Consider the following 22325-nt stretch of genomic DNA (forward strand, 5'->3'; position numbering starts at 1 on the left):
GCCATGAACTATCTTGCAAAACCAACCGGCGATAAATACGCTCCTATTTGCTTCATTCCGAACCTATAGGTATGCAATCATGGACAAATTGGCCGGAATGGCGATGTTCGTCAGGGTGGTCGAGCATGGCAGCTTCGCCGCGGCAGCCGATGTCAGCCAGGTGTCGTCAGCCATGGTCGCCAAGCATGTGAGGACGATCGAACAGCGGCTCGGTGCACGTCTGCTTCATCGCACCACACGGCGTCACCAGCTGACCGAAGTCGGCAAGCTCTACTACGAGCGTTGCAAAACGGTGCTGGCAGAGGTCGATCTGGCCGAGCAATCGGCATCCGAACTGCAATCGGCGCCACGCGGCCGCCTGCGGCTCGTCGCTCCCGTCAGTTTCGGGACGCAAAGCCTCGTGCCGGCGCTTGTCGACTATCTGCATGAGAATCTCGACGTCAGTGTCGATCTGGCGCTCGACAACAATCCGCATGATCTAATCGGCGAAGGTTACGAACTCGGCATTCATATCGGCGACTTGACTGACACCAGTCTCGTGGCGCGTCCGCTAAAACCCTATCGGCGCATTCTTGCGGCATCGCCGGATTATCTTGATCGCTGCGGCAGGCCGCAAAGTCCGGACGATCTCGTCAATCACATGTGCCTTGGCCATTCCTATTGGCGACTTCAGGGGCGCTGGCATCTCGTCGGTCCGGAAGGGGAAACGCGCGAGATCGCCATCAAGGGCAGATTCACCACCAATCAGGGTGGAGCTCTGCGTGTTGCCGCCCTGCACGGAGCAGGTATCGCGTTGCAGCCGGAATTGCTTTTGGCTGCTGATCTCGATGCCGGCCGGCTTGAGGCGGTATTGCCTCTTTGGTCGTACAAGCCGACGCCCATGCACCTGGTCTATGCGCCGGATCGACGTCCGACGGCTATGCTGCGTAGCGCCATCGACTTTCTCGTTGCCCGCTTCGGCTGATATTCACCCTCTTTCATCGGCTGCGATTCCGTGATCAAATCTGATCATGGATTGGAAGCGAGGGGAGCATGGTCAAGGTCACGCTGAAGGATGTGGCGGCTGCTGCGGGTGTGGGAGCGGCCACCGTCGAGCGTGCGCTTAACGGCCGTGGCAACGTTTTGCCGGAGACGGCGGAAAAGATATTCATCGCGGCCAAGCGGCTCGGCTACCGCGCGCCGCTTGCCGGCACCAGGCACGGTCTGGTGCGCATCGAGGTCGTGCTGCTCCGGCCCGAGACCTATTTCTACTCAAGGCTCAATCGCGCTTTCGAGCGGATCGCTGCCCTGCTCGACAAGGATATCCAGATCCAGCGAACCTTTGCCAGGGAAGACGATCCCGCCGACTTCTCGCGCCACATCGCCAATCCGCAGGCACGGCGCTCCGCATTGATCGTCGTTGCGCCCGGTCACCCCGATGTGGTCGGCAGCGTCCGCAAGGCTTCGAGCGGTGGCACACCCGTCGTCCAGATCATGACGCGACCGGCGCTGGAACTGCCTTACGTCGGCATCGACAATGAAGCGGCTGGTCGCACCGCAGCCTTCTACATGGCGCGCATGCAGGCGAATATCTCCGGCACTTTCGTCGCGCTCTGCCACAGCGGCACCTATGAGAACCACAAGGCACGTATCCGCGGCTTTTCCAACTATCTGCATGATCATGCAAACCCGTCGCATCGCTTCGTCGAAGTCATGTTCGATGAGGACGATGAAATGAAGACGATCGAGCTGCTGACGAGTGCCTTTGCGAGATATCCCGACATTGCCGGCCTCTACAGCGCCGGCGGCGACAATGCCGCGATCGCGACGGTTTTGCGTCGATATCGTCAGCGGCCGGTCTTCTGGGTCGGGCACGAATTGTCCGATGCGACGCGCTCCTATCTCAAAGAGGGGCTGATGACGATCGTTCTTGATCAGGCTCCGGAGGTTCAGGCGCGTCGCGCCATTGATCTGACGTTGAAGCGGCTGGGTCTCATCGACACCGATATCGACCCCGAGCCGGTCCGTTTTCTGACGGTTACGGCCGAAGGCCTCTGATTCAGGCTTGTCGCAACTCCGGATTTCGTGCCCTTCGCAGCCTATCTGCTAACGGAAATCAGCCAGTCGCGAAATATCTCCGCTTCGCTGGAAAGGCGGCCGGCCGGCAGCAACCAGTAGCTTTTGTCCGTATCCAACGGCGTGTCGGACAGGGTGACCAATGTGCCATTTGCCAATTCGTCTGAGATCAAGGCGGTCGGACACAGCCCGATGCCCTGGCCGCCGATAACGGATCCGATCATCAATCCGAAATCGGCGAAGATCGGACCGGGTTTTAGAGGTCTATGGATATTCTCAAGTGCAAACCAGCGCGTCCAGGCGGCGGTCGTTTCGTCGTGCAGGAGGTCGAGATCGAGGAGATCGGCTGGTTTTCCGATCGGTCCGTGACGGCGCTCATACTCCACCGAACAGGTTGGCCGCGTTTCGGCGGGCAATAGGGAAACTGCATTGACCGCCGGCCTTGATCCATGGCGGATCAACAGATCAACGCTCGCCGCCTCCGGCGTCTTCGCATCGAGTGCGTAGACGATATTGATCTGAATTTCGGGGTATTCCTTCTTGAATGCCTGCAATCGCGGTATCAACCAGCGGGTGGCGACGGAAGCAATGCAGGCCACACTGACCGGCCGACTATTGCTGGCAAACCGCAGCTGCCGGGCAGCGATGTCGATATGCCCAAGGCCGTTTGCAACGGCAGCCCCAAATTCACGGCCCGCCATTGTTGCCGTGACGCCGCGGGCATGACGCGCAAAGAGCTTGATACCGAGCCATTCCTCCAGGGTATGCACATGCTGGCTAACACCCGCGGCGGTGAGCTTGAGTTCAGCCGCCGCCTTGGCGAAGCTCTCGTGACGAATGGCGGCCTCGAAGGCGCGAAGGGAGGCGAGCGGGACATGTTGCATTCCACAAGGCTAAGTAAGACTTAGCCAAAGCGCAAGCCCGATCACCGTTGCGCAAGGGCCAGGTATCCTTACAGTGCTGCTGAAACGAATGTCTCCCTTTCAAATCGGTGAGGAATGAAAACCGACATGAACAATATTTTTGATATGCCCGTTCCCGCCGATGCCGAGGAGCGGCGCGGGAAACCACCCGTTGTCGTCTATCCGAACGGCGCGCTGCCGCCGGCTGATATGGATGTGCTGCGTGCGGCAAGGCAAACCATGACCAAGATTGCCGAAGTCATCGTGGCCCCGCGCGAAGGTGGTAGTTTTCGCGTGCCGAAGGGACATTTCTTCCGTATCGTCAGCGTCGAAGGATCGCAGGTCGGCGATCTCAATCTGTGGAATGCAGAGGATCTTTCCGAGCGCTTCTTCAGCGGCAAGACGCGGGCTTTGCACGCCACCCATGTCGGTGTCGGCGATCGGCTATGGAGCACGCTACCCTATCTGCGGCCGATGGCGACGATCACCCATGATACGCTTGGCTGGTACGTCTGGGACGCGGATGGAGCCGGCGTTCACGACGTCATCGGCACGCGCTGCGATCCCTACACGAACCGGCTATTGAAAGGTGATGACTATCATCATTGCTGCCATTCGAACCTGTCGCGTGCGCTCGCCAAGGAAATGAACATCCCCATCCAGGAGGCGGAGTTCCATGTACACGATGTGCTGAACGTGTTCATGTGCACAGGTTTTACCCGCGACACGCACCAATATTTCATGAAGGCAAGCCCCGTGCGGCCGGGCGATTTCATTGAGTTCTTCGCGGAGATCGATCTTCTCGGCGCACTCTCAGCCTGCCCGGGTGGTGATTGTGGCAGCGAGCATTCGAGCGACACGGTGCCCTGTTATCCGTTGCTGGTCGAAATCTGGCGGCCCGAGACCGAAAGCCTTGTCGGGCGAATATTTCCGGAGCCCAATGCCTATCCGAGGACGCACGGACTATAATTTGCCAGCCAAAAGCAGTTTGCCGGCGGTTTTGGCCGCCGGCAAATCCAAATCATCAATCAAACGATACGCCCATTCAGGACAGAAGCATCGTTGATCGGTTAGTTACAAACGCGAATGCGCTCGTAGTGCCAGCCGTCATCATACTGGTTCTGAACCTGACGGTCCTCGAACCAGCATCTCGGCGGCGGGGGCGGTGCTTCGTACACCGGGCCTCTGTTGGCAAGGGCACCGCCGACGATCAGGCCGCCGAGGAGACCTGCGGCAACACCGCCGGCAATAGCACCGCCATTGCCATGGTGATGATGGCGACGCCAATCGTCATGGCCACGCCAGTCACCGCGATAGGGTGGGCGGCCATCGTAATACTGCGCCTGTGCGCTGCTGACGGGCGCCAATGCGCCGCCTACGACCGTAGCGGCCAGCAAAACCGTAAGAACCGTCTTCTTTATCATGACTACCTCCAAAGCAGCCTTTATGCTCAGCGAATACGCGAGTCATCTAATCAACGTCTTAAGCATGATTATGTTCAGCTGAATATTTTATGAATGCCCCGTTCATCGGGCAATAGACGGCAAAATCGCGCGTTAGCATGGCTTCTGCCGCCGCAATCTTGTCAATTTGGAGGCAATCGTCGCGCAGCTTTGATCCATTCGAGCGTTCGCGATTCGGGGTCATGATTGCGTGTGATGTCGGTCACGACCGCAGCAATATCAGCGCCGTGCTCGAATACACCGGCAAGGCGCTCGACGCTCAGGCCGCCGATTGCCACAAGCGGCAGGCTGCCGATGCGGGCTTTCCATCGGCCGATGCGCTCCAGACCCTGGGGTGCCCAGGGCATTGCCTTGAGGATGGTCGGATAGATCGGCCCAAGCGCTATGTAATCGGGTTCGGCCGCAAGCGCTGTCGCCAATTCCGCCTCGTCGTGCGTCGATAGCCCAAGCTTCAATCCAGCCGCGCGAATGGCCGGGAGGTCGGCAAAGGCAAGATCCTCCTGGCCGAGATGGATGAAATCGCAACCCTCCTCGATCGCCAACTGCCAATAGTCGTTGACGATCAATTGGCACTCATGCGCGGCGCAAATCGCCTTCGATTCGCAAATTTCCACACGGATCTCAGCCGTTGAACGATCCTTGATGCGCAACTGCACCAGCTTGACGCCGAGTGGCACGAGCCGCCTTATCCAGGCAGCGTTGTCGACGATCAGATAGAAGGGATCGAGTGTCACGCAAAAACCGCCTTTCCAATCACGGGTGTCGACGGCACGGCCATGTCGCGCGGCTCCAGCATGCCGGCGCCGAAGGCTTGCCTGCCGGCATCGATCGCTTTGGCAAAGGCTTCCGCCATAGCGACCGGGTCGCCCGCGCCGGCAACCGCTGTATTCAAGAGCACGGCATCGAAGCCAAGTTCCATGACGGTGGTCGCGTGCGACGGCCTGCCGATGCCGGCATCCACAATCAGCGGCACCTCGGGAAAATGTGCCCGCATCGAGCGCAGAGCTGAGAGATTGAGCGGTCCTGCCGCCGTTCCGATCGGCGCGCACCAGGGCATCAGCACCTTGCATCCGGCTTCCAGCAGCCGCTCGGCGACGACGAGATCGTCCGTCGTGTAAGGAAAGACCTCGAATCCCTCGTCGGTGAGGATTTTTGCCGCTTCCACCAGCGCGAAGACATCGGGCTGCAATGTATCGTGGTTGCCGATCACCTCGAGCTTGATCCAGTTGGTCCGAAAGACTTCGCGCGCCATTTTCGCCGTCAGTACCGCCTCGGATACGCCGTGGCAGCCGGCGGTATTGGGAAGAACGCGAACGCCAAGCCCGCGAATCATCTCGAAGAATGCGCCGCCATTGCGTCCGCCCGCGGTTTCCCGGCGCAGCGATACGGTTACGATCCCGGTTTGCGAACGTTTGACTGCTTCCGCCAGCACCGCCGGGGAGGGATAGCGCGCCGTGCCGAGAAGGAGGTGCGATGCGATTTGGGTTCCGTAAAGTTCGAGCATGGGTCAGCCTCCCTGCATTGGCGTGAGGATTTCGATCCTGTCATTGTCGGCTAGGGTATGGTCGTTGCGCTCGTCGCTATGGACGAGCTCGCCGTTGACGGCGGTTGCCAGCCACTCACCCTCATATTCGAGTGCGGCGAGAAGCTGCGAAAGCGTGGTTGCTTCGACAATCTGTGCTTCGCCATTGATGATCAGGCGCATCGGCGGCTCCTGTTGTTGTGTCCGGAAAAGATGAGATCGGCGGCTTCTTCGGCCATCGCCGGCGCCAGCAGGAAGCCGTGGCGATAAAGGCCGTTGACGCAGACGGTTCTTCCCTCGCGTGTTACGCGGGGAAGGTTGTCAGGAAAGGCAGGGCGGATGCCGGCGTCTGTTTCGACCACGGCTGCTTCGGCAAAGGCCGGGTGCAACGCATAGGCTGCGTTCAAGAGCTCCATCAGCGAACGGGCGGTGATCGGTCCATTGAAGTCGGTCTCGATCATCGTCGCGCCGATCATGAACAGGCCTTTGCCGCGCGGCACGATATAGACGGGAAAGCGTGGATGCAGCAGGCGGACAGGCCGTGAAAGCGAGGTCTCCTCGCTTTGCAGATAGAGCATTTCGCCGCGAACCCCGCGCAAATCACGGATGCGACCGATGCGGGCAGCTCCCGTACAGTCGACGATTTCAGAAAAGCCATCGTCATCCATAAGTTCGTCGATGAAGGTGACACCTTTTGCAGACAGATCGTCCTTCAATGATTGCAGGACCTTGCGGGGATCGAGATGCGCTTCCTGTGGAAAGAAAAGGCCCTGGCGGAACCGGCCGGCAAGCGAAGGCTCGAGGGCGGCGATTTCGCCTTCGTCCACCCAGCGATAGTCCGCTGTGCGGCCGGCGAATCGCTTAAGCTCGTTTTGATCGCGGTTCGGCGCGACGACGAGCGTTCCGTTGCGGACGACCTTGCCGGGCAGAATCGCCTCCCACCGATCGGCCGAATCGCGGCCGTGTTCCAATACGGCCTCATCGGCGCTTTCGCGCTCGCACCACGGCGCCAGCATGCCGCCGGCGAGCCAGGAGGCGGCACGGTGGAAGTTTCGGCTTGGCTCAAAGATCGTGACCTCTGCTCCGCGCCGGATCAGCTCGTGGGCGACCGTGAGGCCGGCAATGCCGGCCCCTTTGACGAGGATACGCATCTTACTCGGCCGGGTGGGTGGCGGTGTCGACCGGCATATAAAGATCGCCACCCTCCCGGTACTTGGCCGCCATGGCTTCCAGCCCTTCCTTTTGCGCTTCGGCGCGAATGTCGTGCGAAATCCGCATCGAGCAGAATTTCGGACCGCACATCGAGCAGAAATGCGCCACCTTATGGGCTTCCTTCGGCAGGGTTTCGTCGTGGAAGCTGCGGGCGGTGTCCGGGTCGAGCGACAGGTTGAACTGATCTTCCCAGCGGAATTCGAACCGGGCGCGCGACAGAGCATCGTCACGCACCTGTGCGGCCGGGTGACCCTTGGCGAGATCGGCGGCATGGGCGGCGATCTTGTAGGTGATGACGCCGGTCTTGACGTCGTTGCGGTCGGGCAGGCCGAGATGCTCCTTCGGCGTGACGTAGCAGAGCATCGCCGTGCCGAACCAGCCGATCATGGCGGCGCCGATGCCCGAGGTGATGTGGTCGTAGCCAGGCGCGATATCCGTCGTCAGCGGCCCGAGCGTGTAGAAGGGCGCCTCGCCGCAGACGGCGAGCTGCTTGTCCATGTTTTCCTTGATCTTGTGCATCGGCACATGACCGGGGCCTTCGATCATCACCTGGCAATCCCTAGCCCAGGCGATCTTCGTCAGTTCGCCGAGCGTTTCGAGCTCGGCGAACTGCGCGGCGTCGTTGGCGTCGGCAATCGAGCCGGGACGCAGGCCGTCGCCAAGTGAGAAGGAGACGTCATAGGCGCGGCAGATATCGCAGATTTCCTCGAAATGCTCGTAAAGGAAGCTCTCGCGGTGATGATGGAGACACCACTTGGCCATGATCGAGCCGCCGCGCGAGACGATGCCGGTAACGCGATTGACGGTGAGGGGAATATAGTGCAGCCGCACGCCGGCATGGATGGTGAAATAGTCGACGCCCTGTTCGGCCTGCTCGATCAGCGTGTCACGATAGACCTCCCAGGTCAGCTCCTCGGCGATGCCGCCGACCTTTTCCAGCGCCTGATAGAGCGGCACGGTGCCGATCGGCAGCGGCGAGTTACGGATGATCCATTCGCGGATGTTGTGGATGTTGCGGCCGGTCGAGAGATCCATGACCGTATCGGCGCCCCAGCGCGCGGCCCAGACCATCTTTTCGACCTCTTCCGCCATCGAGGAGGTGACGGCGGAGTTGCCTATATTGGCGTTGATCTTCACGAGGAAATTCCGGCCGATGATCATCGGTTCGCTTTCCGGGTGATTGATGTTGGCCGGAATGATCGCACGGCCGGCCGCGACCTCCTGGCGAACGAATTCCGGCGTGACGTGATCGGGAATATGGGCGCCGAAGCTTTCGCCATCGCGGACGAGCGCTTCGGACTTTGCCTTGCGGCCGAGATTCTCACGGATGGCGATGAATTCCATCTCTGGCGTGATGATGCCGGCGCGCGCATAGGCAAGCTGGGTGACGGCCTTGCCGTCTTTTGCCCGCAGCGGCTGGCGTTTTGCCGGAAATTCCGGCGTCAGCCGTTCGCCAGTCACAAAACCATTGTCTTCGGGGCGCACATGCCGGCCTTCATAAGCTTCGACATCGCCGCGGGCGAGCACCCAGTCGCGGCGCAGCTGCGGCAGGCCCTGCTCGATGCTGATATCTGTGCCCTCGATCGTGTAAGGACCGGAGGAATCGTAGACGACAACCGGCGGCTCGCCCGATGTCGGATGGACGCTGATTTCGCGCATCGGCACGCGGATGTCTGCGTGAATGTCCCCAGGAACATAGATTTTCCTGGACGCCGGCAGCGGGCCTGTCGTGACGGTCGGGGTGAGGTTCTTTGCGGCAATATTCATGGTTTGAGGCTCCAAGTTGCAGTTGGAGACCCAGTCAATCAGCCGGAATGATGGAAAGACGCCGGCATGGAATCCACGCGGGAATCCGAAGCCTTTGAGCGCTTGCACCGTCCCTACGCCAGTATGAACTGGATCAGGTTCAACGGGTCACTGCGCCCACAATCGGCAAAGCCGTATTGTTCAGCAGTATCTCAGCCCCTTGCCGGGACCCCCCTGGTGAATGTCAAAAAGGCTATGCCTTACCCTTGTCCTCTGTCAACCCCGCAGCGATGGTCGCATTTTTCGCAAGATTGACCATTGCCGCGTTCGTCGAATTTACAACTTTATCGTGTGGATCGTTATGTCGACTTGCCGCGCCTCAATAACGTGGTGCGGTATTGCCGACGAAACGATGAGGGCCGGTATGGGAAAGCTTGCTGGCGGTATCGAGCCAGATCTTGCCGCCGAGGGCTCGCCAGCGATGACAGAAGGCGAAATCCTCGCTGAGATAGATTCCCGTGCCCTCCTCGACCATGCATTCGAACAGGGCGTATTGCGTGCCAGGCGAGCGTTTGGTGCTGGGATAGGCATGGATTGCGTTGTAGCGCAGCTCCGGATAGGCGGCGATCATTCTCTCTATGACGTTGCGCTTGATCAGAAGCATGCCCGTGCCGGCATAGACGGCGCTGACGAAATCGCCGTCTCGCTCCGCGACCTGGCCGACAAGCGGCGTGCCGACATAGTGAAGCGCGGCGGCGGCAAGTGCCTCGCCGTCGCGAGAATTGGTGCGGGCGGCCGTACCCCAATCATAGTCCTTGATCGGATACATGGCGGCGACCACATCCTTATCGGCGTCCAGCAGTCTCATGACCTGATCGGGCTCGAAGCTGATGTCGGCGTCGATGAAGAGCATATGCGTCGCCGTCGTATCGTTCAGGAAGGACGAAACAAGCGTGTTGCGGCTGCGGGTGATCAGGGCGTCATTGCCGAGCAGAGCAAGCGTCAGTTGTATGCCGGCCTGCGCGCCTGTCTGCATCAGTGAAAAAATGGACTGCATATAGTCCTTGGTGACGAGGCCGCCGAAGCAGGGGGTCGCTATGAAGATCAGCCGGTTCTCATTCATTCGCGATTTTCCCTCTCCGATGGCGCGACTCGGCGGAATCTAGAAAAATTCAATATTTCTGTGTGTAGCGAATTGTTGAATTTTATTGCTGAACTTTGCTCAAGCCGGCTGGCCAAGGCCTCCCCGCCATTTTGCCGCGGAATTCTCGATGGCCGGGCCACGATCGGATGGGGTTGCGATATCATTATCGATCGCCGACATCGCGCTGGCATCAGATATGGCGACACTCCTGGCTGGCAAGCGTTTCATGGACACGTACCTCTTTGCGATCCATGCCGGATGCCGCTGTGGCCTGCGGTCGCGAGTTGCATTTAAGCAACATCGGCCAAGACTAACGTCTCAGCGCTTTTCACATAATTGACAAACATACGGGCTGTTTGTAAATCCAATACAGGACATAAGTTGTCTTACGGTCGAGCAATCGGTCGGATCGGTAGAGGCATTTCAAAACCTTTTACCGCGGGGGTAATCATGAAGGTTCGAGGGGACTCAAGCCAACATCAGGTGCGTATTTGCCGGGCTGCCCGGTCGTGTTTAGACCAAACCGACCTTCAGGGTGTGCTCCAGTTCTGCGCTCGCGGTAAAATAGAAGTGCATATTACAACCAGGAGTTTAATTATGAACATCAAGAGCCTTCTTCTCGGCTCCGCTGCTGCGCTGGCAGCAGTTTCCGGTGCCCATGCGGCCGACGCCATCGTTGCCGCTGAGCCGGAGCCGCTGGAATACGTCCGTATCTGCGATGCATACGGCGCTGGCTACTTCTTCATCCCGGGCACCGAAACCTGCCTCAAGATCGGCGGCCGCGTCCGTACCGAAGGCGAGTGGTATGATGCCTACAACCCGAACAGCAAGAACGGCACGCTCTGGCATACCCGTGCAGAGCTGAGCGTCGACACCGCGACCGACACCGAATACGGCCCGCTGAAGACCAACACGGTCATCCGTTGGGACTGGAACGACGGCAACTCCACCTCCACGAAGCTGCTGTTCGCCAACATCAGCCTGGGTGGTTTCCTCGTCGGTAAGGCAGACTCGCAGTATAATTCCTATATCGGTTATGCCGGCGACGTCATCAACGACGACGTGATCTATGACGGTCCGTACGAACTCAACCAGTTGACCTACAACTACGATGCCGGCAACGGCTTCACGGCCATGGTCTCGGTTGAAGACTCGAACTCCAGCGGCTCGGACGCTTCTTACGGCGCAAGCTGGTGGTCTGACGACAAGGGCAACCACTACGCTCCTGACGTTGTTGCCGGTGCTGGCTTCAAGTCCGGCGCATGGGGCTTCAAGGTCGTCGGCGGTTACGACTCGATCGTCGAAGAAGGCGCTGTCAAGGCTCGCGTCGATGCTGACTTCGGTACGTTCTCGGCCTTCTTGATGGGCGGCTGGAACACCAACGGCGACAAGCTGAACAAGTATGCAGGCACCAACCTCGATCGTTCGGCTTGCCCTGTTAACGATCCGTCGAAGTGCGGCTGGGGTGACTGGGCAGTTTGGGGCGGCGTTGGCGTTCCGATCAACGAAAAGCTGAAGTGGAACCTCCAGCTCGCCTACACCGACTCGAAGATCTTCGCAGCGACCACGAACCTCAAGTTCAACCCGGTCAAGAACCTGCTCATCGAGCCGGAAGTCTCCTACACCAACTTCGATTCTGTGAACCAGGATCAGTGGGCTGGTATCCTGCGCTTCGAACGCGCCTTCTAATATTGAATTATCCGGCTCAATGCCGGGTAAGAGAAGCCTGACGTTCCAATCCGTCAGGCTTCTTTCATCGATCGGTTGACCTCCGATCAAAGCAAAGGATCTGGCTTTCCCTCCGGATCCTTTTTTATTTCCAGCTTTTGGGAATCGGTTCAGCTCTCGGCAGAAGCTTAAAGCCGCTCCCGTTGGTTTTCATAGATTCCGAAGGGAAAACCGCTATGCGCTTTTCCCGGAATCGTCAGATCGCGGTAATCGCCAGTTCCTGCGTCTGGGCCAGTGGGAACCAGGTCTTCAGCACCATCCTTATGAACATCTGTCCGCACGGGACTAGCTCGAAACTGCCCCGGTCGAGCGTCCATTCGGTGATCAGGCCGCCGATGACCGCCGTCAGCGCGGAAGCGGCCGTATCCGGCGTCCAGGGAGCCGGAAGTTTCGTCTTTTCATCCATCAGGGTGAAAATGCGTTCGAAATTTTCATGCATGTCATGCCGGAATGAGCTCGCCCGGCTTGTTGTCCCGTCGCAAAATGCCATGTCGAGATGCATCATCACCTTCAACATGCTGCGCTTGCGCGGATCGCCGTGAACGTCGTCGAATATCGCAGCTATGGTATCGGCGATCAGGTCGAGTGGATTGGGCGGCAGCTCCTTGGACATCCGCTCCGCCAATTCCTGAAACGGTTGCTGGGCCTCGTCGCGAATCGCAAACATCAGCCCCTGCTTGTTCTTGAAATGCCAGTGCACTGCCCCCCGCGTGACACCGGCGGCTACGGCTATCTCTTCCAGGCTGACATTCTCGTAGCCCTTGTCGAGAAACAGAGCTTTTGCAGATTGCAAAATGTCGTTCCTCGTTTCAGCCGCCTCCTCCTTAGTTCGCCTCATTCACCTCTCCACAGAAACCGATGTTCAAGCTGTGCCCCTCTTCTTCGTATTGTTTTCCATCAATGCCGCTCAAGTGCTGGAGCCCATATACCAGCAATGCTCAACAGAGTGGCGGAATTTATATATTCCCTAAAAATTGAGGAAGAAAATCGCAACAGGATGTGTTCGTCAAGCGTCTATAAGCCACGCGCAAGTTTCCTTGTGCAATTTCCCCACGTTGGGAAGTGAAAATCGAAAATGTGCAGATGCCAATATAGCCATGATGGCGACAGAGATATTGGTGGGGTGATCCCGGGTACGCTTGCTCTGGAAAAGATGCGTCGGTCAAGTTGGGGCGCAAGACGCGTTTGATCGGGGCATCCGCAAGTCCATCCGCTCATATCGATTATCGAAGCCATGCCTCCGCCTCAACGCGGCCGGGCCTGGCATCGATTGTGTTCAAGTCGCGTAAGCATAAGCCATCTGAGTTCCTCTCAACGCTCGTATCTGGAGGCCCCAATGACGAGCATCTACTCGATCTCATCGAGCAATTACTATCAATACCAGACCTCGCGCTCGACAGCGTCGACGGCTGATGATTCCATCGCATCCCTGCTGTCTGACAGCTCCTCCGGCAATTCGTCGGGCAGCTCTTCCGGCACGAGCTCCTCTTCGTCTTCGGACGATCAGTCTCAGATCGCTTCGGCAGAACAGCTCGTCGCGCAGCTGATGAACATGATTCTCAATATGCAGGCCGGCACCGGCAGCGATAGCTCGACATCGGATTCCGACAGCAACTCCACCAGTTCGACGTCAAGCACTCAGCAGGCTTCCGCAACCGGTACCCAGGATAGCAGCCAAAGCGATATGATCAGCGCCATGGACACCAATGGCGACGGCAATGTCAGCGAGGCGGAATTCGTGGCCGCGCGCCCGTCGGACGTCAGCGAAACTCAGGCGCAGCAATTGTTCCAGAGCTTCGACACCAGCAATACCGGCTCTCTCACCGAAGCGCAGCTTGCGAAAGCCATGCAGGCGGGCCAGCAGCAACCCCCACCACCGCCGGGTGGCCAGATGAGCGACGATGACCTCTCTGCCGCGTTTTCCTCCATGGATACGAACGGCGACGGCAGCGTCAGCGAATCCGAATTCGTGGCTGCCCGTCCTTCCGACGTAAGCGAAGATCAGGCAACGTCGCTGTTCAAGAGCCTCGACACGTCTGGTTCCGGGTCGTTGACGCAGACCCAGTTCGAACAGGCCATGAAGGCACAGCAATCGCAGATGCCGGATTTCGGAAGCTTCTACTCGAACAATGAACAGGATCAGACGACGAGCGATCTGCTGACGCTCTGATCGAGCTTGAGCTTTCGCATTTCACCATGCGAAGTGCCGGCAAGCCCGGGTAGGGGAGGTTCAAACTCCCGCCTCCGGGTGAGCCGGCTCTTCTGTTTTTGCCTGATATTTTTAGCTGATAGATGGCCTTTGGGCTCGAAAAGAAAATTCGAAAACCCTCGACATGAAAGCGACGGAATTCGGCAAGTGCAGCGTTCAATCCCTGTGAGCCTGTGTTTGATGTCGAAGGATGATACGCTGACCGAGATGCTGCGATCTGAATGGCGCCGCTTGCCGGAGTTGGCGGCGAGGCGGGATCTGCCGGCCAAAAGGTCAAGGCCCGCATGTCATGCCGGTATCGCAGGAAACTGGAGCGGTAGCGATTGTCGATGAAGTGGGATCGCGTGCCCAAGAGTGGCGACCCGGATGAGGACCTGCTCGGTCGTATCGCTGCGGGCGATGTTCCAGCGATGCGCATGATGATAACACGGCAGTTGCCGCGCATCGTTGCCGTGGCGACCCGCATGCTTGGCGATGCCGCCGAGGCCGAGGATGTGGCGCAGGAGACGTTCCTGCGCGTCTGGCGGAATGCCGGCGGCTGGCGCCAGGGCAATGCCCGCTTCAGTACCTGGGTGCATCGCGTGGCGACCAACCTTTGTTATGATCGCCTGCGGCGTCGCAAAGACGTTCTTGCCGAGCATCCACCCGATATCGAGTATGAAGGGCCGGCGCCGGATGCGGGTTTGATGAGCGAGGACGATCCGTCCAAGCGCGTGGAGCGGGCCATGCAGATGATCGCGCCCAGGCAGCGTGAGGCGATCATTCTGGTTTACTATCAGGCGCTGTCGAATGCCGAGGCAGCTGAGGTCATGGATGTCAGCGTCGACGCACTGGAAAGCCTGCTTGCGCGTGGAAGGCGCTCCTTGCAGGTGCTTTTGTTGAAGGAACAGGGCGATGGTTGAGAATATCGCGGGTCCGATGAATGCCGAACGGTTTGAGGCGCTGACCGCGGCCTATGGCGGCGATATCGGCCGATGGCCGCAGGCGGAGCGCGCGGCCGCACGGGATTTTGCCAGGAGCCACGCCGCCACCGAAATGCTGGTACGCGCGGCCGATCTCGACGCATTGCTCGACACCTACGTCGTGAAGCCTCGCCACGCTGGCCTGGAAGAGCGAATCCTCGCAAAGCTCGTTCGCCGCCTGACGATACGAAACTGGTTCCGCTTCGGCTCTGCCGGCATCGGCCTCGTGGGGGTCGGCATAGCCGGCGCGCTTGCCGGCAGCATTGCCATCGCCATCTTGGCCCCGAGCTTGACGTCCGATACCTCAGTCGTCTCCGACGGAACCACGACCATGTTCGGCGATATCGGGCCGGACGCGGGTATAGCGCAGCAGGACAGCCAATGACGGATCGCAGCTTTCGAATAGTGGTCATTTCTCTTTTGGTGCTGAACACCTTCCTGATCGGGGCATTGGCCGGCGGCGGGCTGACCTGGATACGCAAGACGCAGGCGCGGGCCGGAATGATGCCGCTAGCCGGCGAGCAATTGCCTTCGGCGCAGAAGAAGGCTTTGCGCGCGGCGCTCAATGAGGCACGCAAGGACGAACGTCAGATCATTCTCGAGGCACAGCAGGCCAAGGTCGACGCCGCCTCCATTCTTGGGCAGCCGACGCTGGACAAAGAGGCACTCTCGGCGGCGCTGGCAAGGGCGCGCGACGCCGATATCGCCTTGAGGGCGAAGCTGGAGCAGCGTGCGGTCGATTTCGCAGCAGGGCTCTCCTATGACGAGCGCCGGGCACTTGCCGGAAGCCTGGTCCGCCGTGTCGTCCCCAAGGCAGCCGCCACAAAATGATCATAGTTGCCGAGCGACGGATCGAAACCAGGCCTGCGTTAAAGGAGCATGTTTGAATCAGGAGTTGCCAAGGCCATGGCTGAGCAGTCCAATGATGTTTATGCCGCGCTCGCTCTTTCCCGCTTTGGGCTAGGGGCAGACCATAACGGCACCACGTCGATCGCAGCCGATCCGCGCGGTGCGCTGCTGGAAGAAATAACCGAGCGCTTCGTCCCGGTTCCGGTCGGGCCTCAGCTACAATCGACAGCCGATCTTCTCGTTTCTCTCTACGCATTCCAGGAACAGCGCAAGGAAGCCAGACAGCAGGCTTCGGCCGCTGTCGCCGCCGTGCCGCAGGACAAGCAGATGCAAGGCCCGCAACAGCCGCAGAAGCCGCCGGTACAGCCTTCCGGCGCCATGGCAGGGCAACCGAGCAGCCAGGCAATGGCCACTCAGCCGAACAACCAAGCCATGGCGGCTGTCATCGGCAAAGCAGTCGAGAAGCTGGAAAAGCCCGCAATGCCTTACCTTCCACAGCAAATCCTGCTGGCGGAAGTGGATGCCCGCTTCAACGGCACCATCCGGCAGCCATTGATCGGCTTTGGCGAGCGTCTTGCTATGTTCTGGGCAAATCATTTCGCGGTCGCCGTCTCGAAGAGCGAGGAAGTTCATATCGTTGCCGGCGCCTTCGAGCGCGAAGCGATCCGGCCGCACGTCTTTGGGCGTTTCGCCGATATGCTGCTTGCTGTCGAGACCCATCCGGCCATGCTCGGCTATCTCGACAACCAGCAATCGATCGGGCCGAACTCCAAGGCTAACGCCAACAAGAAGCGTGGTCTGAACGAGAATCTTGCCCGCGAGACGTTGGAGCTCCACACGCTCGGTGTCAACGGCGGCTACACGCAGGCCGACGTGACGACGCTTGCCAAGATCATCACGGGCTGGACGGTGGCACGCGCCGAGGGCAAGCTTGGGACACCCGGCACCTTCGTCTTCAACGCCGGCGCCCACGAGCCCGGCGACCAGACGTTGCTCGGTCTCACCTATGCCGACAATGGTGTGGGGCAGGGGCGTGAAGCGCTGCGCGATCTCGCCCGCCATCCGGCGACGGCGCAGCATATCGCCACCAAGCTTGTCCGGCATTTCGTTGCCGACACGCCGCCGCCGGGACTCGTGCAGGCCGTCGCTGCGACCTTCAGCAAGACCGACGGTGATCTTTCGGCCGTCTATCGGGCGCTCATCGGCTCCGAAGATGCATGGAACCCGACACTTTCGAAGGTGCGTTCACCGCTGGAATTCATGACCGCGCTTCTGCGGGCAAGCGGCGAGACGCCGAAGCCGAATGTCATTCTCGGCGCTTTGACCGCCATGGGTCAGCCCTTCTGGGCGCCGGCGGGTCCCAATGGCTTTGCCGATACCGTCGATGTATGGGCCTCCAGCGAGAGCCTCAGCATGCGCATGGATGTCGCCAATATGATCGCCAATGCGGTGCCGCCCCAGATCGATCCGCGCCGCTTCGTTTCAGACAGCCTGGGGCCGCTTCTCTCGAAGGAAACGCTGCAGGCGGTATCGCGCGCGGAGACCCGCAATCAAGGCCTGACGATCGCTTATCTTTCCCCCGAATTTCAAAGGCGCTGACCATGACCTGCGAACTCATGACCCCCACCCGTCGTGCCGTGCTTGGTGCTTCAGGCGCCTTGTTTGCCTGGGCTTTCATCCCACGCTTTGCCCATGCCGCCGGCGGACGCGACCCGCGTTTCATCACGATCATCCTGCGTGGTGCGCTCGATGGCCTGACCGCTGTTCCGCCGGTCGGCGACCCCGATTATCAGGCGCTGCGGCAGTCGATCGCGATGACGACGAGCGGCCCGGAGGCGGCTCTTCCGCTCGACAGTTTCTTCGCGCTGCATCCGTCGATGCCGAATTTCAACCGGCTCTATCGAGCCGGGCAGGCAGCAGTCGTGCATGCCAGCGCGACACCCTATCGCGACCGGTCGCATTTCGACGGCCAGGACGTGCTCGAATCGGGCTATGAAATGCCTGGTCGCGTTGAATCCGGCTGGCTGAACCGGATGCTGGAGGGCCTGCCGAAGGGCGACAAGGTTTCTCCTGGCGCATCGGAGATTCGTGGACTGTCCGTCGGTGCCAACGCACCGCTCGTCATTCGCGGCAAGGCGCCGGTGCTCGGCTGGTCGCCGTCCAATCTGCAGCCGGTCAGTGACGATCTGCCGCCGCGTCTGATGGATCTTTACAATCACACCGACCCGCTATTTGCAAAGATCCTCGCCGAAGGCATTTCGACCGGCAAGATCGCCGCTGGTCTTGATGTCAAGGCAAGAGGCGGCCCCGGCGACCCCACCGGCATGGAACAGATGGCGAGAGGTGCCGCCCGGCTGTTGGCGCAGGACGACGGCCCCCGCGTCGCGGCATTGGCCTTCGAAGGATGGGATACCCATGCCGGCGAGGTGGACCGGCTGAACAAGCTTCTTGTCGGGCTCGATAATTCCTTTGCGGCGTTCCAGCAGGAACTTGGCCCAGCCTGGAAGGATACCGCCATCTTCGTTGCGACCGAATTCGGCCGTACCGCACAGGTCAATGGCACGCAGGGCACCGATCATGGCACTGGCACCGCCGCCTTCCTCGCAGGCGGCGCGATCAAGGGCGGTCGGGTGATTGCCGATTGGCCTGGTCTCAAGCAGGCGCAGCTGCGCGATGGCCGCGATCTTGCCGCCACCACGGATCTGCGCGCTGTCGTCAAGGGGATCGCGGTCGATCTGTTGGGGGCCTCGCCGGCTGTCTTGACGCGGGATGTCTTTCCCGGATCCGACCATGTCCTGCCGATGAAAGGGCTGATCGTCTGATCGGTGCACCAGCGGCCCGGTGTTAAGGGCCGCTGCCTTCAAATAGAGATTGCCGGCCAACGAAGTTGGCGCATAGATCGGGCACTGCGCGGTGCGGCCCGTTGCATGAATGCGAGCGACCGCTTTGGGCTGGCAAGCGATCTATGTCCTGGCCAAACACGCCAAATCTGGAAGCCGGCGAAATCAGGTGAGAGCTGCATGCGGCGGGAGGACGCCGCTACGCCTCTCGCGCGCTGCCGAGAGGATGGCGACCACGCAGGCCAAGGCAAGTGCGCCTGCGCCAAGTACGGGCAAACTGCGATAGCCATATCCGCTCTCGAGTAGGGCGGCACCGACGCTTGCTGCAATCGCAATGCCGATATTGAAGCCTGACGGGATAAGCGAGGAAGCCAGGCTTGGCGCATCGGCGGTCCACATCAGGATGCGAGCCTGGATAGGAGTGCCGATGGCGAAATTTAAGGCACCCCAAACGAAGATCGTCAGGCTCATCGGCAAGGGATAGGGGCTCACCAGGTAAAGGGCGACAAGTACGGCGGCCTGAACGGCGAGCATGACAATCAGCGACGGCATCAGCTTCCAGTCCGACAGCCGGCCACCAATGAAAACGCCCAGTGTTGCCCCGACGCCATTGAGCAGAAGCACCCAGGGAATAAGCATGGCATCGAGGCCCGTCACTTCGCGCAGGAGCGGTGTTATGTAGGTAAACGGCACCATCTGGCCGATCATCAGGGCGAGCATCATGATGAGTGAAGTCCAGACCTGCTGGCGGCCGAGAACGCGCACTTCACGGCCCAAATGGCTGGCTTGCTGAGGTTCTGCTTTCGTTGGCGGGATCAAGGCCCATATCGCGACCAATGCGAGAATGCCGACCAAGGTCATTGCCCAAAAAGTCGTACGCCATCCCCAAAGTCCACCGATTGCCGCACCGACCGGGACGCCGATGATATTAGACACCGTCAAACCTGCAAGGATGACGGAGACGGCGCGTCCTCGAAATGCCTGCGGGACGAGACCGACCGCAACCACCATGGCAATGCCGAAATAGGCGCCATGAGCGATGGCGGTTGCGACGCGAAAGAGGAGCATGGTGGCGAAGTCAGGTGCGAGCGCGCAGGCGATCTGCCCCAGGCAAAAGGCTATCGTAAGGGCGAGCAGAATGGTACGGCGCGAAACCTGCCGTGTCGCCATGGTGAGGAAAGGTCCGCCGAGCGCAATTCCCAACGCATAGCCGGAAACCAGATAGCCGGCAAAAGGGATCGAGACGCCTAAGCCCTCAGCGACATCTGGAAGAATGCCGGCGATGACAAATTCGGTCGTGCCGAAAGCGAACGCAGCCAGAAACAGGGCGAAGAGGGGTAAGGGCACGTCCAGCTCCGATATAAAGGAATAAGGATTTCTTTATATTGCCATGAAGGGGACATCAAGTGCGAGTTGTCGCCGGCAATACTCTCCACACAAAGCCGGCTCTTTCGAATGGTTTTGAGCCAGGCGGACATGCACCATTTCTTGGACCGATCCTTGACAAGCGAAGAATGTTTGTGAAGTTTGGCTGTCATGAGTGAGGTGGCTGATTGGTTATCTTATACAAGTCCGATCAGTCGGAAAAACGCTGCCGAGGCAGTGTTTGAGGATATTCGTTCGGCAATCACATCGGGACGGTTGGCGGTCGGGACACGGCTGCCCGCCGAGTCGCAGCTTGCGACGCGTTATGGTGTCAGCCGCCCGATCATTCGTGAGGCGCTCCGTTCGCTTCAGACACTCGGTCTCACCCAGACGCGCACCGGCAGCGGCACATATGTCGTGACCTCGACGTCAGGTCCGGAGCTCCGTTACGGCGGTTATTCAGCCCGCGACCTGATAGAGGCGCGTCCATTCATCGAGGTTCCGGCCGCTGGCTGGGCGGCGTTGCGGCGCACGGAGCAGCAGCTGACGCGTCTGCTAGAACTCTGCGATGAGATGGATCGGGAAGAAGATCCTTTGAAGTGGGTGAACCTGGACTCGGAATTCCATTCGACGATCGCGCAATCCTCGGGAAATGCCGTGTTTGCCAAGATCGTCGCCGATGCCCGTGATGCGCTGATGCGGCAATCGGAGCTGGTCAATATGATGGCGCAGCGCCGCGTTGCCTCGAATGTCGAGCACCGCCGCATCGTCGAGGCGATTGCGGCGGGATCGGAAGAGGAGGCCATCGCGGCGATGGAAGCCCATCTCGGTCAGGTCAAGCAGGTTGTGACGACCATCATCGGCGAGGGTCAGCCGCATCATTGAGAGCGGCGGGCAGGTTGGCGAGCCGCTCCGGCCGGAGCGCCTCGAAGAGCTGCTCGGCAGTCAGATATCCATGGTCGAGCACGATTTCCGGCACCGTACGTCCCGTTGCCAGCGCCTCGCGGGCAACTTTGGTCGCCGCCTGATAGCCGATCAACGGATTGAGCGCCGTGGCAAGGCCGATCGATTCCTGCAGGCGCTGTGCCATCAGAGCCGGATTGGCCGTGATGCCAGCGACGCAGCGCTCGGCAAGGATATTGCAGGCCGCGGTCAGATGCACGATGCTTTCCGACAGCGAACGCACGATGATCGGTTCGAAGGCGTTGAGCTGCAGCTGGCCTGCCTCCGCCGCCATGGTCACGGTGATGTCGTTGCCGATGACGGAGAACGCCACCTGATTGACCATTTCCGGGATCACCGGATTGACCTTGCCGGGCATGATGCTCGAACCCGCCTGCATCGCCGGCAGCGTGATCTCGCCGATGCCGGCCCGCGGCCCGGACGATAGCAGACGCAGGTCGTTGCAGGTCTTCGACAGCTTCACTGCGACACGCTTCAGTACGCCGGAGAGATGGACGAAGGCGCCGGGATCCTGCGTTGCTTCGATGAGGTCGCTTGCCGTGACCAGGGGGCGGCCTGTCAACTCAGCCAGATGAGTGCACGCAAGTGCTGCATAGCCGGCAGGCGCATTGAGGCCGGTGCCGATGGCGGTGGCACCGAGATTGACCTCATGCAGCAGGGCTGCCGATTCGATCAGGCGGGACCGGTCTTCCCCGAGCATGACGGCGAAGGTTCTGAATTCCTGGCCGAGCGTCATCGGCACGGCATCCTGCAACTGAGTGCGACCGACCTTCAAAATGCCGTCGAACTCCTTGGCCTTGCACTCGAAAGCTTGCTGGAGCGTCTCCATTGCTGTCGCCAGATCATCGATCGCTTCGATCAGCGCGACATTGACGGCCGTCGGGTAGGCGTCGTTGGTCGACTGACTGAGATTGACGTGATCGTTCGGATGAAGGTGAGCATAGTCACCCTTGGCATGGCCGAGCAATTCGAGCCCGCGGTTGGCGATGACCTCATTGGCGTTCATGTTGGTGGAGGTGCCGGCGCCACCTTGAATGACGTCGACGACGAACTGATCGTGAAGCTCTCCGGCGCGGATTTCGCGGCAGGCGCGCACGATGGCGTCGAGCTTTTCCTTGCTGAGCAAGCCGAGTTCATGATTGGCGACGGCCGCTGCTTCTTTGACGAAGGCTAGGCCGCGGATGAGATGCGTATAGCGTCCGATCGGCGTTCCCGTGACCTGGAAGTTCTCAACCGCTCTTGCCGTGTGTACCCCCCAATAAACCTCAGCCGGAATATCCTTTTCGCCCAGCAGGTCATACTCGCTTCGCGTCTTGACCACATTATCCTCCTATGGTCGAAATCAAGTCATATCTGTCAAGCTGT

Annotated in this window: 23 protein-coding genes and 1 riboswitch; of the genes, 11 read left to right on the forward strand and 12 right to left on the reverse strand. The window is 59.9% G+C overall.

Features of this window, described 5'->3' with window-relative positions; translation table 11 throughout:
* The first annotated feature begins 79 nt into the window (after window positions 1-79).
* Both ABOK31_RS25665 and ABOK31_RS25670 read left to right on the forward strand, forming a co-directional pair.
* Window positions 80-964: a LysR family transcriptional regulator gene (locus tag ABOK31_RS25665; protein WP_349959548.1), complete on the forward strand. Its 885-nt coding sequence runs from the start codon at window positions 80-82 to the stop codon at window positions 962-964.
* Between the two features lie 68 nt (window positions 965-1032).
* Entirely contained in the window at window positions 1033-2037 is a 1005-nt protein-coding gene (locus ABOK31_RS25670) for a LacI family DNA-binding transcriptional regulator (protein WP_349959550.1), read from the forward strand.
* Window positions 2038-2078: 41 nt separating this feature from the next.
* Here ABOK31_RS25670 and ABOK31_RS25675 read toward each other — a convergent pair whose 3' ends face one another.
* Window positions 2079-2939 (reverse strand): LysR substrate-binding domain-containing protein, encoded by an 861-nt coding sequence (locus tag ABOK31_RS25675; protein WP_349959552.1) that lies wholly within the window; start codon window positions 2937-2939, stop codon window positions 2079-2081.
* A 126-nt stretch (window positions 2940-3065) separates the two neighbouring features.
* Between ABOK31_RS25675 and ABOK31_RS25680 the strand changes: the two genes are divergently transcribed.
* Window positions 3066-3926 (forward strand): DUF1989 domain-containing protein, encoded by an 861-nt coding sequence (locus ABOK31_RS25680; protein WP_349959553.1) that lies wholly within the window; start codon window positions 3066-3068, stop codon window positions 3924-3926.
* 101 nt (window positions 3927-4027) lie between these two features.
* Here ABOK31_RS25680 and ABOK31_RS25685 read toward each other — a convergent pair whose 3' ends face one another.
* From ABOK31_RS25685 to ABOK31_RS25720, 8 genes are all read right to left on the reverse strand, one after another.
* The gene (locus ABOK31_RS25685; RefSeq protein ID WP_174173171.1) at window positions 4028-4381 is read right to left on the reverse strand and encodes a hypothetical protein; all 354 of its coding nucleotides are present in this window, start codon (window positions 4379-4381) and stop codon (window positions 4028-4030) included.
* 161 nt (window positions 4382-4542) lie between these two features.
* A complete protein-coding gene (locus tag ABOK31_RS25690; RefSeq protein ID WP_349959555.1) occupies window positions 4543-5154 on the reverse strand; it encodes a thiamine phosphate synthase in 612 nt (203 codons plus the stop codon).
* Complete coding sequence (locus tag ABOK31_RS25695) at window positions 5151-5924, reverse strand: thiazole synthase (protein ID WP_349959557.1); 774 nt, start codon at window positions 5922-5924, stop codon at window positions 5151-5153. The genes ABOK31_RS25690 and ABOK31_RS25695 overlap by 4 nt, the downstream gene beginning before the upstream one ends.
* A gap of 3 nt (window positions 5925-5927) precedes the next feature.
* Entirely contained in the window at window positions 5928-6125 is a 198-nt protein-coding gene (gene thiS / locus ABOK31_RS25700) for a sulfur carrier protein ThiS (protein WP_174173168.1), read from the reverse strand.
* Window positions 6116-7093, reverse strand: a complete 978-nt coding sequence (gene thiO / locus ABOK31_RS25705) for a glycine oxidase ThiO (protein WP_349959559.1) — start codon at window positions 7091-7093, stop codon at window positions 6116-6118. The genes thiS and thiO overlap by 10 nt, the downstream gene beginning before the upstream one ends.
* A 1-nt stretch (window position 7094) precedes the next feature.
* Window positions 7095-8921 carry a phosphomethylpyrimidine synthase ThiC gene (thiC, locus tag ABOK31_RS25710; RefSeq protein WP_349959561.1) on the reverse strand — a complete coding sequence of 609 codons (1827 nt, stop codon included), beginning with the start codon at window positions 8919-8921 and terminating at the stop codon, window positions 7095-7097.
* 92 nt (window positions 8922-9013) lie between these two features.
* Window positions 9014-9146, reverse strand: a riboswitch (TPP riboswitch).
* 133 nt (window positions 9147-9279) lie between these two features.
* Entirely contained in the window at window positions 9280-10023 is a 744-nt protein-coding gene (locus tag ABOK31_RS25715; protein ID WP_349959562.1) for a hypothetical protein, read from the reverse strand.
* A gap of 99 nt (window positions 10024-10122) precedes the next feature.
* Window positions 10123-10272, reverse strand: coding sequence for a hypothetical protein (locus ABOK31_RS25720; protein WP_350019285.1), 150 nt, complete (start codon window positions 10270-10272; stop codon window positions 10123-10125).
* A 369-nt stretch (window positions 10273-10641) separates the two neighbouring features.
* On the opposite strand from ABOK31_RS25720, the gene ABOK31_RS25725 reads away from it, so the two are divergent.
* Window positions 10642-11733: a porin gene (locus tag ABOK31_RS25725; RefSeq protein ID WP_174173164.1), complete on the forward strand. Its 1092-nt coding sequence runs from the start codon at window positions 10642-10644 to the stop codon at window positions 11731-11733.
* Window positions 11734-11968: 235 nt separating this feature from the next.
* On the opposite strand, the gene ABOK31_RS25730 is transcribed toward ABOK31_RS25725, so the two are convergent.
* Window positions 11969-12610 carry a TetR family transcriptional regulator gene (locus tag ABOK31_RS25730; RefSeq protein ID WP_174173163.1) on the reverse strand — a complete coding sequence of 214 codons (642 nt, stop codon included), beginning with the start codon at window positions 12608-12610 and terminating at the stop codon, window positions 11969-11971.
* Between the two features lie 498 nt (window positions 12611-13108).
* Here ABOK31_RS25730 and ABOK31_RS25735 point away from each other — a divergent pair, with 498 nt between their 5' ends.
* The 6 genes from ABOK31_RS25735 to ABOK31_RS25760 all read left to right on the forward strand — a co-directional run bounded on the left by ABOK31_RS25735 (window position 13109) and on the right by ABOK31_RS25760 (window position 18614).
* On the forward strand, window positions 13109-13942 hold the full coding sequence (locus tag ABOK31_RS25735; protein ID WP_349959564.1) for an EF-hand domain-containing protein: 834 nt from the start codon (window positions 13109-13111) through the stop codon (window positions 13940-13942).
* Window positions 13943-14310: 368 nt separating this feature from the next.
* Entirely contained in the window at window positions 14311-14883 is a 573-nt protein-coding gene (locus ABOK31_RS25740; RefSeq protein ID WP_349961311.1) for an RNA polymerase sigma factor, read from the forward strand.
* Complete coding sequence (locus ABOK31_RS25745; protein ID WP_349959565.1) at window positions 14876-15328, forward strand: hypothetical protein; 453 nt, start codon at window positions 14876-14878, stop codon at window positions 15326-15328. The genes ABOK31_RS25740 and ABOK31_RS25745 overlap by 8 nt, the downstream gene beginning before the upstream one ends.
* Entirely contained in the window at window positions 15325-15774 is a 450-nt protein-coding gene (locus ABOK31_RS25750; RefSeq protein ID WP_174173159.1) for a periplasmic heavy metal sensor, read from the forward strand. The genes ABOK31_RS25745 and ABOK31_RS25750 overlap by 4 nt, the downstream gene beginning before the upstream one ends.
* Before the next feature lie 75 nt (window positions 15775-15849).
* Entirely contained in the window at window positions 15850-17391 is a 1542-nt protein-coding gene (locus ABOK31_RS25755) for a DUF1800 family protein (RefSeq protein ID WP_349959567.1), read from the forward strand.
* Between the two features lie 2 nt (window positions 17392-17393).
* On the forward strand, window positions 17394-18614 hold the full coding sequence (locus tag ABOK31_RS25760) for a DUF1501 domain-containing protein (protein WP_349959569.1): 1221 nt from the start codon (window positions 17394-17396) through the stop codon (window positions 18612-18614).
* A gap of 183 nt (window positions 18615-18797) precedes the next feature.
* Here ABOK31_RS25760 and ABOK31_RS25765 read toward each other — a convergent pair whose 3' ends face one another.
* Entirely contained in the window at window positions 18798-19979 is a 1182-nt protein-coding gene (locus ABOK31_RS25765; RefSeq protein WP_349959571.1) for an MFS transporter, read from the reverse strand.
* A gap of 189 nt (window positions 19980-20168) precedes the next feature.
* On the opposite strand from ABOK31_RS25765, the gene ABOK31_RS25770 reads away from it, so the two are divergent.
* A complete protein-coding gene (locus ABOK31_RS25770; protein ID WP_349959572.1) occupies window positions 20169-20882 on the forward strand; it encodes a FadR/GntR family transcriptional regulator in 714 nt (237 codons plus the stop codon).
* Here ABOK31_RS25770 and ABOK31_RS25775 read toward each other — a convergent pair.
* On the reverse strand, window positions 20854-22281 hold the full coding sequence (locus ABOK31_RS25775) for an aspartate ammonia-lyase (RefSeq protein WP_349959573.1): 1428 nt from the start codon (window positions 22279-22281) through the stop codon (window positions 20854-20856). The genes ABOK31_RS25770 and ABOK31_RS25775 overlap by 29 nt on opposite strands.
* Between the last annotated feature and the right edge of the window lie 44 nt (window positions 22282-22325).

This window comes from Rhizobium sp. ZPR4 (assembly GCF_040215725.1).
GTDB lineage: Bacteria > Pseudomonadota > Alphaproteobacteria > Rhizobiales > Rhizobiaceae > Rhizobium > Rhizobium rhizogenes_D.